This window comes from Bradyrhizobium sp. UFLA06-06, assembly GCF_054820065.1.
On record NZ_JADFUD010000026.1, the window covers coordinates 1 to 12685 of the forward strand.

The window sequence follows — 12685 nt, forward strand, 5'->3', positions numbered from 1 at the left end:
CGGACGGGCCCATTTCCGCGATATTGAGGTAGATTTCCAGGATCCGCTGCTTGGGCAGCACGAGATCGATCCAGAGCGCCAGCGGCAGTTCCAGCCCCTTGCGGACAACGCTGCGGCCGGACCACAGGAACAGGTTCTTGGCGACCTGCTGGGTGATGGTCGAGCCGCCGCGGGCCACCTCGCCATCCTCGGCGTCGTCGAGCACCTCGCGCAGCGCGCCCCAATCGATGCCCCGATGCTTGCAGAAATGAGCATCCTCCGAGCCGACCACGGACCGCGCCAGGTAGGGCGACATGGCGCCGAAATCGATCCAGTGCCGCGTGACCGGAGCCCCGCGCAGGGTCCGCCAGGCCATCAGCGCCGAAACCGGATGGCCGGTGCGATAGAACGGCGCCACCAGATACGGCAGCAACAGCAGGGCCAGCAAAAGCAGCAATAAAATTCGGACGATGCGCAAAACAGGGGTTTCCGGGGAGGACCATTCCAGGAAGGATTTGGGACCCGCCCGCCAGAACACGGCCGGCGCCGTCGACGTCTGCGGGATAATTCACGGTTTTTCCAGCACTTTTAAGGCGCATTCCGTCGCAGGGCAGGAATTGACGAAGCCGATGCCATCAACGATTGTCCGGCCGAAAATCGATCTGGAGCAATTCTTAATGACGACCGGTACTGCAGAGTTTTCCAAGCGGCTGGACCAGACCGCGGAGGATACCGAAGCCCTGCTCGCCAAACTGCTGTCCGACGCGACCGAAAGCGACGAAATCGTGCGCCCGAAGCGGCTGATCGAGGCGATGCGCTATTCGAGCCTCGGCGGCGGCAAGCGGCTGCGGCCGTTCCTCGTGGTCGAGAGCGCGGCGGTGTTCGGCATCCCGCGCGAAGCCGCCCTGCTGGTCGGCGCCGCGCTCGAATGCATCCACTGCTATTCGCTGATCCACGACGACCTGCCGGCGATGGACAATTCCGATCTGCGTCGCGGCCGCCCGACCCTGCACAAGGCCTATGACGACGCCACCGCGATCCTCGCCGGCGACGCGCTGCTCACCATCGCCTTCGACATCATCACCCGCGATGCGATCCACAAGGACGCCCAGGTCCGCCTGCTGTTGACCCGCGCGCTGGCGCGCGCCTCCGGCATCGGCGGCATGGCCGGCGGCCAGATCCTCGACCTCGCAGGCGAAGGCCGCTTCGGCGACCGAGAGCCGGTCGACGTCGCGCGCTTGCAGCAGATGAAGACCGGCGCGCTACTCCGCTTCGGCTGCATCGCCGGCGCGATCCTCGGCCAGTCCTCGCAGAAGGAATATCAGGCGCTCGACGATTACGGCAAAGCGCTCGGCGAAGCCTTCCAGATCGCCGACGATTTGCTCGACGTCGAGGGCGACGCTGCCGCGCTCGGCAAGCCGGCCGGCGCTGACGCCGCGCTCGGCAAGACCACCTTCGTCACCCAGCTCGGCATCGATGGCGCCAAGCAGCGCGTCCGCGATCTCCTGGCGCGCGCCGATGCCGCGCTGTCGGTGTTCGGCGACCGCGGCGACGTGCTGCGCGCGGCCGCCCGTTTCGTCGCCGAGCGCAAGAACTAGCCGAGAGCAACGCGGGAAATGAACAGGGAGATCGACGACCGCCTTGTTCGCTTCCGCAAGCTGCCGCTGCCGGTCCGCGTCGTCGTGGGCCGGCCGCGCACGTTCGGCTCGATCGCTTTCGGCATCCTGGCTGCGCTGCTGGTGCCGGGAGCACCGCGCATCGTCACGCGCCTGCTCGCGGGCTGGGATGCCTTCGCCGCGCTCTATCTCGTGCTCGCCTATGTGATGATGCTGCGCTGTGGCGTCGCCCATATCAAGCGAAGCGCCATGCTGCAGGACGATGGCCGTTTCCTGATCCTGCTGCTGACCGCGTTCGGCGCGCTGGCGAGCCTCGCGGCTATCGTGTTCGAGCTCGGCGCATCGAAGGGCAGCCCGGCCGGACTGGCGCTGGCAATCGTCACCATCACGCTGTCATGGGCCTTGGTGCACACCGCGTTCGCGCTGCACTACGCCCATGAGTATTACCGCGGCAAGACGCCCGGCGGCCTGCAGTTTCCGAGCGGCGAGGAACATGTCGACGCCGATTATTGGGACTTCGTCTATTTCTCGTTCGTGATCGGCATGACGGCGCAGGTCTCGGACGTCGGCATCACCGACAAGATCATCCGCCGCACCGCGACCGTGCACGGCATCATCTCGTTCGTGTTCAACACCGCGCTGCTCGCCCTGATGGTGAACATCGCCGCGAGCGCGATCTAGCCGCGCCGCCTGATGAGATGCCGTCCGCAAGGCGGCCGGCAAGGACTACAAGCAGCACGCCGATAACGTCGCGCGACTTATTCCCCGCCTTGCGTCATGTGCTCCTGATATTGCGGCAGATCGTCCGTTATCGCGTACCACGGCGCCTTGGAGCCGACGAAGATGTGGGCGGTCGGCCGGATCGCCGGCGCGTCGCGCAGCGTGCCCATCGCGACGTGGACATAGGCGCCGCCGCGGACCAGCGAATAGAGCAGCGAGCCGCAGCGGCGGCAATGCGCGTCGTGGGTGAGCTCATCGCCATAGATCAGGAGCCCATCAGCGCCGCTGACCACGGTGAATTTGTCGCGCGCGATTCCCGCGAACGGCTTGAACGCCGATCCCGTGGTGCGCCGGCAGTTCGAGCAGTGACAATTGAGCGCATAGGCAAACGCGTCGGCCACCTCGTAGCGCACGTCGCGGCAGAAGCATTCGCCGGTCAGGATATGTTCGTTCGAATTTGCAGATGCGGTCACAACTCGTCCCTCACGCAGAATTTTGTCGCCGGCCATGGCGCAATCCGGCGGTTCATGGCTAAATCCTAAAGCTCTTTCCGTTCCAATTGAATCGGAACGGGGGCTTCAGATTCGAGCTTTGACGCGTCTTCACGCGAACCGGCAACCGCTTCGCTCGAAAACGCTCCAGCCGATCCAATCCTGCCGGGAGGACCAACCGATGAGCCAAGATCGATCCAGCGTCGAAAGCGTCGTGCAAACCTATTTCGACGGTCTCTACGAGAGCAATGCCGACAAGCTCGCCGAGGCCTTTCATCCGAGCGCCGATTTGCGCTGGGTGGAGAAGGGCGAGCTGAAGGTCCTGACCGTGCCGGACTGGCTTGCCTTGGTGCGCAAGCGCACCTCGGCGAAGGCCGAAGGCAAGCCGCGCGAGGACTTTATCGTCACCATCGACCGCTCCGACGACAACACCGCCTTCATCAAGGTGCGCTGCCAGCTGCCGCCGCGCTATTTCACCGACTATCTGGTGGCGATGAAGCTCGCCGACGGCTGGCAGATCGTCTCGAAGTCCTACCGCTACGACCTCAGGGATTGATCGACCGGGCGCGGCGCGCCCCGCGACGGCTTTGTGACACGCCCCAGCGGTCCGGCTCCGGCCGGACCGCATTGACTGGCGCTAGTTTCCGGGCGAATTGAGCCCGTTATGGAAGCCAAGTTTCAGATTTTTCTCACTTTGCTCGGCGTGCTGGCGGGAACCGCCCTGGTGGCACGGCGGACCGATGTCGCGCCCGCGATCCTGCTGCTGCTGGTCGGCATCGTGCTCGCCTTCGTGCCGGGCATGCCGTCGCTGGAACTGCCGCCTGAGCTGGTGCTGCTGGTGGTGCTGCCGCCGCTGATCTATTCGGCGAGCGTCGCGATGAGCTGGCGCGAGTTCAAGGCGAACCTGCGACCGATCATCCTGCTGTCGGTCGGCTGCGTGATCTTCACTGCCTTCATGGTCGCAACCGCGACCCATTATCTGATCGGCCTGCCCTGGAGCATCGGCTTCCTGCTCGGCGCGATCGTCGCGCCGCCGGACGTGGTCGCGCCGCTGGCGATCGCCCGCAAGCTCGGCATGCCCCGCCGCATCCTGGTGGTGCTGGAGGGCGAAGGGCTCGCCAATGACGCGACCGCGCTGATCCTCTACCGCTTCGCGCTCGCCGCGATCACCACCGGGCTGTTTTCGCTGCCGAAGGCGACCGGCACCTTCCTCGTCATCGTCGCCGGCGAGATCGCGTTCGGCACCGCGGTCGGCTGGCTCAGCCTGCGCGCCCGCCGCCGCGCCAGGGATCCGCAGGTCGAGATCACGCTGTCGCTGATCACGCCCTATCTCGCCTACTGGATCCCCGAGCATGTCGGCGGCAGCGGCGTGATCGCGACCGTCGCCTGCGGCCTCTACATGAGCTGGAACGGACCGCTGCTGATCTCGGCCGCGACGCGCCTGCAGGGCATCTTCTTCTGGGACCTGATCATCTATCTGATCGAGGGCCTGCTGTTCCTCTTGACCGGCTTCCAGATGCGCTCGCTGTACGAGAAGTCGAAGTCGTTTCCGCTGCACGACATCCTCACCGCGACCGTGCTGGTCGCCGTCATCGTGATCGTCGCGCGCTTCGTCTGGGTGTTTCCCGGCACCTATCTGCCGCGCTGGATCAGCCGGCGCGTGAGCGAGCGCGATCCGCTGCCGTCGTGGCGGGCGGTATTCGTGGTGGCCTTCACCGGCGTGCGCGGCGCGGTCTCGCTCGCCGCGGCGCTGGCGCTGCCCCTGACCCTGCCGAACGGGGACGCCTTCCCGTATCGCGACCTGATCCTGTTCGTCGCCTTCGGCGTGATCTTCGTGACGCTGGTCGGACTCGGCCTCACCCTGCCGCCGGTGGTGCGCTGGCTCGGCCTCGCCAAGGACGGGCGCAGCGAGCACATCGCCGAGCACGAGCAGGAGATCGCGGCGCGGCGCGAGGCGCTGAACGCCGCGCTGAAGTCGCTCGATGCCATCACCGACGACCGCGAGCTTTCCGACGAGGTGATCAAGCTGTTGCGCTCGCGGCACGAGATCCGCATCAACCAGCTGCCCGACTCGCTCAATCCCGACACCCACGACGTCTCCGCCACCGGCACCGAGCTGACGCGGGAGCTGATCGCCTCCGAGCGCAAGTTCATCCATATGCTGCTGCGCGACGGCAAGATCACCGACGAGACCAGGCGGCGCATCGAGCGCGACCTCGACCTCGAGGAAGCGAGCCTCGCCAACCGCGAATATCGCAGGATTCCGCTGTAGCCCCGATGTCGTCCCGGGCAAGCGACTCGTCCGCCGTAGCTCAACGTGCGAAGGCGGAAGCGCGACCCGGGACCCATAACCACCGATCGATGTTATTCGACCAGGTTACGGCCACAGCCCATTCCAACAATTTCCAACTGTGGTTATGGGTCCCTGCTTTCGCAGGGACGACACTGAATGTGAGGCGCCGCTGTTTCCCCACGTCGTCCCGGGCTTGACCCGGGACCCATAACCACCGTTGCCGGTTTGGCGAAGGTTGGGGCCACAGCGTGGCACAACAACAAACACCTGTGGCTATGGGTCCCTGCTTTCGCAGGGACGACAGCGAAGGTTACTCCGCGGCGGCGTTCTGGCCGGGACCGCCGACGAAGCCGGCGGGATCGCCGAACCGTTCGATCATCACGGTGGTGAGGTCCTTGGTCTTGCTGGTGACGCAGGCGCCGGAGCGCACGGTGTAGCGATCCTGGTGCTGAGCATGGGGCGGCGCCTCGCCCTTTTGCAGCGCGCGGGCCGCCTCCATCATGAGCTTGCGGAAATGCATGATGCCGAGATCGGTCGGGCCGAGATGTTCGCGGGTGCGATCGGCGATCGGGCCCTGGCTGTCCTGCACCGCGGCGTCCTGCTCGGAAACGCCCTTGATGCCGGTGTAGCTCTTGGTCCGCTGCAGCTTGCGATCGATCAGATAGTCGTTTGCCTTGTTGCGCAGCGGCACGTAGTTCTCGTCGACGACAGCCATCACGCCGTTGCCGTTGGCGTAGCCGTCGCGCTCCGCGTCCGTCAGCGGCCGGTGCGGATTCCACGCATAGGTGTAGATCCAGCAATTGGTGTCGCTGACCGGCACGAAGGTCTGGCCGAACATGTTCTCGCCCGGCATCGAGCTCGGCGCATAGCTGTGGAACGGCATCAGGAATTGGGCGATGCGCCAATAGATGTTGTCGCTGCCGGTGAGCCGCCCGCCCGCGACCGTCAGCCCCGCCTCATGCGGATTGATCTTGATCACCGGCCGCGGATCCTCGGCGATCCAGCGCATGTGATCGGTCGCGACCCGCGTCAGCGGGTTGACGAAATGCTTCTTGATGTCGAGGATCTCGTTCTCCTCCTTCTCGAAGGAGAGATGCGCGAAGGTGAAATGCGCGGTGTCGATCGAGCCTTCCACCGCCTGCACCCAGTTGCAGTCCTGCCACTTCTTGGTGACGAAGCGGTGCGAGGCCGGCAGCAGCGCCATCTCGAGCGCCGGCAGTTCGGGCATCTGATCGGCCGGGCCCATATAGGCCCAGATCATGTCGCCCCATTCGCGCACCGGATAGGACTTGATCCGGATCAGGTCCTTTGCGTTGAGGTCGGGATACGACGTCGGCATGTCGACGCAGCGGCCGTCGGTGTCGAACTTCCAGCCGTGATAGACGCAGCGGATGCCGCATTCCTCGTTGCGGCCGAGCCAGAGATTGGCGCCGCGATGCGGGCAGTATTGGTCGATGACGCCGACCACGCCTCTGGTGTCGCGGAAGGCGAGCAGCTCCTCGCCCATCACCACGATCTTCTTCGGGTCGCTGTCCGGCTCCGGCAGCTCCTCCGACAGCAGCACCGGAATCCAGAACCGCCGCAGCAACTCGCCCATGCCGGTCCCCTCACCGGATTCGGTGAGGAATTTGTTGTCTTCAGCGCGGAGCATGGGCGGTCTCCCGATTTTTCGTTGTAGTTCGTAGGATGGGTGGAGCGCAGCGATACCCATCACTTGCATCCACGCGATGAGACGATGGGTTTCGCCTCGCTCTACCCATCCTACGCAGCTACCCATCCTGCGCAATCCTCACACCGGCCGCTCTCCCTTCACGGTGACGCGGGTGCCGGAGCGGGTGTGCGGCCAGTAGTCCCACATCGCGCGATGCTGGGCGCAGCGGTTGTCCCAGAACGCGATCGCGTTCTCGGTCCAGCGGAAGCGGCACTGGAACAGCGGGTTCTCGGCGTGCTGGTAGAGATAGGCCAGCACGGCGTCGCTCTCGTCGCGCGGGATGCCGACGATGAAGCGGGTGAAGCCGCGATTGACGTAGAGTGATTTCTTGCCGGTCACCGGGTGGGTGCGGACCACAGGGTGTTCGGCGCGGGGATATTCCCGTTTGTCGGCGACGCCGTAGTTCGCATACAGGCCACGATAGGTCTGCTCGCCGTCATGCAGCGCGGTCAGCCCGTCGAGATAGGCCTTCATGCGGTCCGACAGCGCCTCATAGGCGGCGTACATGTTGGCGAACAGGGTGTCGCCGCCGCGCGGCGGGCACTGCTTGATGTAGAGGATCGAGCCCATCGGCGGCTCGAGGTCGCAGGACACGTCGGTGTGCCAGCCCTCGCCATTGGCGCGCGGGGAATCCTTGTCGGCGTAGATCTTCATCAGCGCCGGATCGCCCTCATTGGGCGCGGCGGGGTGCACGTGCAGCTCGCCGAACTTGCGGCCGAAGGCGAGATGCTGGTCGGGGCTGATGTGCTGGTCGCGGAAGAAGATGACGAGGTTTTCGGCGAGCGCGCGATGGATCTCGTCCATCTGGCGGTTGGAGCGCGCATCGTCGCCGACCAGCTTGCCGATATCGACGCCGGAGATCTCCGCGCCGATGATCGGCGTCAGCTTCTCGACGCCGATGGTCTCATAGGGCTCGGATTGGTCGGCGAGGTGGCGGTAGCGCGGGCCTTGCTTGCCGGACAGCGAGCTCATGGGCGTTCTCCCGATGGTTCTTGTTTTGACCATCGTAGCCCGGATGGAGCGAAGCGCAATCCGCGCCGCAAGCATATCCGTCGTCCCGGACAAGCGTAGCGAAGCGGAGCGCAGATCCGGGACCCATAACCACAGGGTCGGGTTTTTGCGAAGGCTGGTAACCCGCATCTCGCGCCATAACCACGGCCTGGGGTTATGGGTCCCGGCTTTCGCCGGGACGACACTGAGTGTGGGTCACGCGTGAGTGTGGGTTACGCGCGGAGCGAAACTACTCCGCGGCGCCGGCCTGCTCCGGCAGCTTGGCGCCGTTGCCGTAACGCTGGTCGATATAGTCGATCACCAGTGCCTTGAAGTCGGCGGCGATGCCCGGGCCGCGCAGGGTGCGGAACTTCTTGCCGTCGACGAAGACGGGCGCGGCCGGCGCTTCGCCGGTGCCGGGCAGCGAGATGCCGATATTGGCGTGCTTGGATTCGCCGGGGCCGTTGACGATGCAGCCCATCACAGCGACGTTGAGCTGCTCGACGCCCGGATATTTGGTCTTCCAGGCCGGCATCTCGTCGCGGATGAAATCCTGGATCGAGCGCGCCAGCTCCTGGAACGTGGTCGAGGTGGTGCGGCCGCAGCCCGGGCAGGCCGCAACCAGCGGCACGAAGGTGCGGAAGCCCATGGTCTGCAGCAATTCCTGCGCGACCTGCACTTCCAGCGTGCGATCGCCGCCGGGCTCCGGCGTCAGCGAGATGCGGATGGTGTCGCCGATGCCCTGCTGCAGCAGGATGCCGAGCGCGGCCGAGGAGGCCACGATGCCCTTCGAGCCCATGCCGGCCTCGGTGAGGCCGAGATGGATCGCATAATCCGAGCGGCGCACGACTTCCTGATAGACCGCGATCAGGTCCTGCACGGCGGAGACCTTCGCCGAGAGGATGATCCGGTTCTTCGGCATGCCGAGCTCTTGGGCGCGGGCCGCCGACAGCAGCGCCGACTGCACCATCGCCTCGCGGGTCACCGCGCGGGCATCGCGCGGATTCGCAGACGCCGTGTTCTCGTCCATCAGCTTGGTGAGCAGCTCCTGGTCGAGCGAGCCCCAATTTGCGCCGATGCGCACCGGCTTGTTGTTCTTGTTGGCGATCTCGATGATGTCGGCGAACTGCGTGTCGCGCTTGTTCTTGAAGCCGACATTGCCGGGATTGATGCGATACTTGTCGAGCGCCTCGGCGCAGGCCGGATATTCGGCGAGCAGCTTGTGGCCGATATAGTGGAAGTCGCCGATCAGCGGCGTGGTGATGCCGTGCTTGCGCAGGCCGTCACGGATGTGCGGCACGGCGGCAGCGGCTTCCTCGCGGTCGACGGTGATGCGCACCATCTCGGAGCCGGCGCGGGAGAGCGCGGCGACCTGGGCGATGGTGCCGTCGACATCGGCGGTGTCGGTGTTGGTCATCGACTGCACGACGATCGGCGCACCGCCGCCGACGGCGACGTTTCCGACCATGACCTGGGTGGTTTGGTGCCGCGGCGCGGGGCCTGCGACGTCGTCTTGCGGCAAAATCTCGGGCTTGTTCATGGCGTCTCGAATATCAGGTTTTGGTGACATTCACCAAGGGGGCGATGGGCCCCGCGGACGGCGGGCCAAACGATCATGTTTCGGAGTGAATTCAACAGCTTATGGCGCCGATTGAGGCCAAACGCAAGCCATGCAGCGGCGTCCTGCATGCCCCGCTATATTGGACCGGATTGGGGTGAATCAAAGGGCAAAGTGACAGCTTTTCATGTGATCTGGCGCATCTTAGCATTGCCTTAAGATCATTCCGGGAGGACGTGAAATGGCCGGCCACAGCGAATTGATCACCACGGCGGAACTTGCCGAGATCCTGAACCGGCCGGACCTTCGCCTGTTCGACTGCACAACCTATCTGGAGCCGGCCCCCGCCGGCAGCAACGTTCCCTATATTGTCGTCTCGGGCCGCCAGACGTTCGAGGCCGGCCACATCCCGGGCGCGAATTTCCTGGATTTGCAGGCCGAGTTCTCCGAGGCCCGTACCGAGCTGCGCTTCATGATGCCGCCGACAGCGCAGCTCGAAGCCGCGTTCGGCCGCCACGGCATCTCGGCGGGCAGCCGCGTCGTGCTCTATTCGATCGGCACCGCAATGTGGGCGACGCGGTTCTGGTGGATGCTGCGCTCGCTCGGCTTCGAAGGTGCCGCGGTGCTCGACGGCGGCATCGACAAATGGACCGCCGAAGGACGTGACATCGAGACCGGACTTGCCGGCGGCTATCCGCCGGCGACGTTTCCGGCACGGCCGAAGGACGGCATGTTCGTCGACAAGCATGACGTGCTTGCCGCGACCACGGAGGGCGACACCGTCATCGTCAATGCGCTCGGCCCGCAATTCTACAAGGGACTGGAGCCGAGCCGTTACGGCCGGCCCGGCCGCATCCCCGGCAGCGTCAGCGTGCCGGCGGCGACCTTGATCGATCCCAAGGCCAAGACGTTCGTGCCGCTTGAGGAGGCCGAAGCAACCTTCGCCGCGCAAGGCATCACCAGGGACAAGCGCGTCGTCGCCTATTGCGGCGGCGGCATCTCCGCGACCATCGACCTGTTTCAGCTGCATCGGCTCGGCTACGACAATCTCACGCTCTACGATGGCTCGATGGGTGAATGGGCGAAGGATGAGTCTCTGCCGATCGAGAGGGGGTAGTGACGGGGCGGGGCGCGATGTCTCCTCCGTCGTCCTGGCGAAGGCCAGGACCCATAACCACCGAATTTGCTTGTGAACGGGAAAGCGGCCCCCAGCGTCGCGCAACAACCGACAGTTGGGGTAATGGGTCCTGGCCTTCGCCAGGACGACGCTGAATGTTTGGCGCGCTTACGAGAGGACACCTGCCACTAAGGCGTCAGCTTTTGTCGCAGCGGCCCGGTGGCGCGGGCGATCAAGCCGGCTTCTTGACGATCTCAAGGCCTCGGGCCGCCAATTCTTTCAAGATGCTCCGTGCGAGGTGGGAGCACTCATCCGGCTTGATCCAGCACGCGCTCCGCCAGTCCGGATCATCCTCCTTGGAGTATGCGGTGAACGCGGAGCGAATACCGGCTTCAATTGCATCGGTGGCATCGATTGGCATCAGCGCGCCTCCACGGCCTTCCTCCCATGGGAGGGTTCACGGAGTATCGGTGGCAGTGTTGATGTAAATCAACACCGCATCAAGCGGCCTCATTCGCCGCCGATGATGTGCCGCGCTCTCACGCCGGCACATTGGGATCCGGCGTCACCTTCGGGTCGGGCTTGTTGACGAGATAAAGCCCGGCGACCACCAGCAGCGCGGCGACGCCGAACACCGCCGTCAGTGTGTCGTGCATGATGAAATAGGCCGCGACGACGCCGAACAGCGGCGTGACGAAGGTGAAGGCCGACAGCTTGCTCGCGGAGTAGGTTTTCACCATCGCAAACCAGATGACAAACGTGCAGCCCACCACCCAGACCGCCTGATAGGCGAGCAGCGAGATCGACAGCGCGCTCGGCACATGCTCGATGCGCTCGCCCGCGATCCTGTCTCTTATACACATGTTCGTCGGCAGCGTCAGATGTGTATAAGAGACAGTCGCCGAGCAGCACCTTGGCATCGACGTTCGGCTGCGGCACGCCGATCGCGAGCGCGACGCCGGCAAAGCTCAGCGCAAGCCCGCTCCACTGCACGGTCGAGAGACGCTCGCCGAGGAACTGGTGCGAGCCGAGCGCGACGAAGAACGGCGCGGTGTAGAGGAACACCGAGGCACGCGAGGCCGAGGTGAAGACGAGGCCGGTGAAGATCAGCACGAACTCGCAGCCGAACATCAGCCCGGCGATGATGCCGGGCACGAGCGTGCCGTCGCGCTCGAAGAATTTGACGCCGCGCAGGTGGCCGACGATCAGCATCACCGGCAGCGCGCCGGCGGAGCGGATCAACGCCTGCAACATCGGCGGCACGTCGGGCAGCGCGAGTTTCACCGCAAGCTGGTTGAAGCCCCAGCTCACGCACAGCATCAGCATCACGGCGATGGCGCCGGGCGGCAGCCCGTGTCCGACGCTGACGGGCCTCGTGACGCTGGCGGAGATCGCTTGGGTCGACATGTTTCCTCGCGGGCCGGCTTGGTGCCGTGTTGTTAATTGCCGGTTGGGCTCCCTCGCCCCGCTCTTGCGGGGAGAGGGTTGGGGTGAGGGGCCGTCGCCGCAAATTCGATAGAGCCGAGCGTGCGGAGAGTCCCCCTCACCCGAAATTCGCTACCGCGAATTTCGACCTCTCCCCGCAAGCGGGGCGAGGTAGCTCGAAAGCAGTGCGAGTTAGCTGAAACCATCGCGCATCACGTCTTCTGGCAATGCGCGCAGGTGCCGGCGATCTCGACGACGGAGAGTTTCGGGATGAACCCCGAGGCCCGCGCCGCCGCGGTCAGGCTTTGCGCGACGGGGGCGGCCGGGATCTCGCCGACCGAGCCGCAATGGTCGCAGATCAGGAACGCCACCATCGAGGTCTCGTCATGGTCATGCGCGCAGGCGAGGAAGGCGTTGCGACTCTCGATGCGGTGGACGAGGCCATTCTCCATCAGGAAGTCGAGCGCGCGGTAGACGGTAATCGGTGCCGGCCGCGGCATCGTCTTGGCCAGCTCGTCGATCACCTCATAGGCGCCGAGCGGGCGATGGCTCGACAGCAGCGCCTGCAGCACCTGACGGCGGATCGGGGTGAATTTCTGGCCGCGGCGCGCACACACCTGCTCGGCATGCGCCATCGCGTCCGCGGCGCAGCGGCCGTGATCGTGGTCGGGGGCAGGAAATGTCGGCTTGGCTAGGCTCATTGCCTCGATATGTAGCATTTGCGCGCCCGTTCCCAAAGCCCGGCTCCCAGCCCCGGGCCGCCGCCGCGTTGCAGCCATGCCCGC

General features: G+C 65.3%; 12 protein-coding genes and 1 pseudogene. 5 read left to right on the top strand and 8 right to left on the bottom strand.

Features of this window, described 5'->3' with window-relative positions; genetic code table 11:
- On the bottom strand, positions 1–457 hold a 457-nt coding region (locus IF803_RS22235), incomplete at its 3' end, for a transglycosylase domain-containing protein (RefSeq protein ID WP_461193474.1).
- A gap of 199 nt (positions 458–656) precedes the next feature.
- Here IF803_RS22235 and IF803_RS22240 point away from each other — a divergent pair.
- Positions 657–1577 (top strand): polyprenyl synthetase family protein, encoded by a 921-nt coding sequence (locus IF803_RS22240; protein ID WP_304557356.1) that lies wholly within the window; start codon positions 657–659, stop codon positions 1575–1577.
- Positions 1578–1595: 18 nt separating this feature from the next.
- A complete protein-coding gene (locus IF803_RS22245; RefSeq protein ID WP_411783784.1) occupies positions 1596–2276 on the top strand; it encodes a DUF1345 domain-containing protein in 681 nt (226 codons plus the stop codon).
- 77 nt (positions 2277–2353) lie between these two features.
- Here IF803_RS22245 and IF803_RS22250 read toward each other — a convergent pair whose 3' ends face one another.
- On the bottom strand, positions 2354–2788 hold the full coding sequence (locus IF803_RS22250) for a GFA family protein (protein WP_461193475.1): 435 nt from the start codon (positions 2786–2788) through the stop codon (positions 2354–2356).
- A 199-nt stretch (positions 2789–2987) separates the two neighbouring features.
- Between IF803_RS22250 and IF803_RS22255 the strand changes: the two genes are divergently transcribed.
- The gene (locus IF803_RS22255) at positions 2988–3362 is read left to right on the top strand and encodes a nuclear transport factor 2 family protein (protein ID WP_016847513.1); all 375 of its coding nucleotides are present in this window, start codon (positions 2988–2990) and stop codon (positions 3360–3362) included.
- 108 nt (positions 3363–3470) lie between these two features.
- A complete protein-coding gene (locus IF803_RS22260) occupies positions 3471–5078 on the top strand; it encodes a Na+/H+ antiporter (protein ID WP_461193476.1) in 1608 nt (535 codons plus the stop codon).
- A 331-nt stretch (positions 5079–5409) separates the two neighbouring features.
- On the opposite strand, the gene IF803_RS22265 is transcribed toward IF803_RS22260, so the two are convergent.
- The 3 genes from IF803_RS22265 to ispG form a co-directional block, all read right to left on the bottom strand.
- Positions 5410–6750, bottom strand: a complete 1341-nt coding sequence (locus tag IF803_RS22265) for a Rieske 2Fe-2S domain-containing protein (RefSeq protein ID WP_461193477.1) — start codon at positions 6748–6750, stop codon at positions 5410–5412.
- Positions 6751–6888: 138 nt separating this feature from the next.
- On the bottom strand, positions 6889–7782 hold the full coding sequence (locus tag IF803_RS22270; protein ID WP_038387091.1) for a TauD/TfdA dioxygenase family protein: 894 nt from the start codon (positions 7780–7782) through the stop codon (positions 6889–6891).
- Positions 7783–8050: 268 nt separating this feature from the next.
- A complete protein-coding gene (ispG, locus tag IF803_RS22275) occupies positions 8051–9340 on the bottom strand; it encodes a flavodoxin-dependent (E)-4-hydroxy-3-methylbut-2-enyl-diphosphate synthase (protein WP_461193478.1) in 1290 nt (429 codons plus the stop codon).
- A gap of 259 nt (positions 9341–9599) precedes the next feature.
- Between ispG and IF803_RS22280 the strand changes: the two genes are divergently transcribed.
- Positions 9600–10475: a sulfurtransferase gene (locus IF803_RS22280; protein WP_461193479.1), complete on the top strand. Its 876-nt coding sequence runs from the start codon at positions 9600–9602 to the stop codon at positions 10473–10475.
- Positions 10476–10707: 232 nt separating this feature from the next.
- On the opposite strand, the gene IF803_RS22285 is transcribed toward IF803_RS22280, so the two are convergent.
- From IF803_RS22285 to IF803_RS22295, 3 genes and pseudogenes are all read right to left on the bottom strand, one after another.
- Positions 10708–10896 (bottom strand): hypothetical protein, encoded by a 189-nt coding sequence (locus IF803_RS22285; RefSeq protein WP_038387623.1) that lies wholly within the window; start codon positions 10894–10896, stop codon positions 10708–10710.
- Between the two features lie 118 nt (positions 10897–11014).
- Positions 11015–11801 (bottom strand): annotated as a pseudogene (locus IF803_RS22290) (DMT family transporter).
- Between the two features lie 311 nt (positions 11802–12112).
- Positions 12113–12601, bottom strand: a complete 489-nt coding sequence (locus IF803_RS22295; protein WP_026191999.1) for a Fur family transcriptional regulator — start codon at positions 12599–12601, stop codon at positions 12113–12115.
- Positions 12602–12685 lie beyond the last annotated feature (84 nt).

What these genes read in the sequence shown, in the direction of transcription:
- IF803_RS22240 (WP_304557356.1), top strand. Translation starts at nt 657, where the DNA reads ATGACGACCGGTACTGCAGAGTTTTCCAAGCGGCTGGACCAGACCGCG.
- IF803_RS22245 (WP_411783784.1), top strand. Translation starts at nt 1,596, where the DNA reads ATGAACAGGGAGATCGACGACCGCCTTGTTCGCTTCCGCAAGCTGCCG.
- IF803_RS22255 (WP_016847513.1), top strand. Translation starts at nt 2,988, where the DNA reads ATGAGCCAAGATCGATCCAGCGTCGAAAGCGTCGTGCAAACCTATTTC.
- IF803_RS22260 (WP_461193476.1), top strand. Translation starts at nt 3,471, where the DNA reads ATGGAAGCCAAGTTTCAGATTTTTCTCACTTTGCTCGGCGTGCTGGCG.
- IF803_RS22265 (WP_461193477.1), bottom strand. Translation starts at nt 6,750, where the DNA reads ATGCTCCGCGCTGAAGACAACAAATTCCTCACCGAATCCGGTGAGGGG.
- IF803_RS22270 (WP_038387091.1), bottom strand. Translation starts at nt 7,782, where the DNA reads ATGAGCTCGCTGTCCGGCAAGCAAGGCCCGCGCTACCGCCACCTCGCC.
- ispG (WP_461193478.1), bottom strand. Translation starts at nt 9,340, where the DNA reads ATGAACAAGCCCGAGATTTTGCCGCAAGACGACGTCGCAGGCCCCGCG.
- IF803_RS22280 (WP_461193479.1), top strand. Translation starts at nt 9,600, where the DNA reads ATGGCCGGCCACAGCGAATTGATCACCACGGCGGAACTTGCCGAGATC.
- IF803_RS22285 (WP_038387623.1), bottom strand. Translation starts at nt 10,896, where the DNA reads ATGCCAATCGATGCCACCGATGCAATTGAAGCCGGTATTCGCTCCGCG.
- IF803_RS22295 (WP_026191999.1), bottom strand. Translation starts at nt 12,601, where the DNA reads ATGAGCCTAGCCAAGCCGACATTTCCTGCCCCCGACCACGATCACGGC.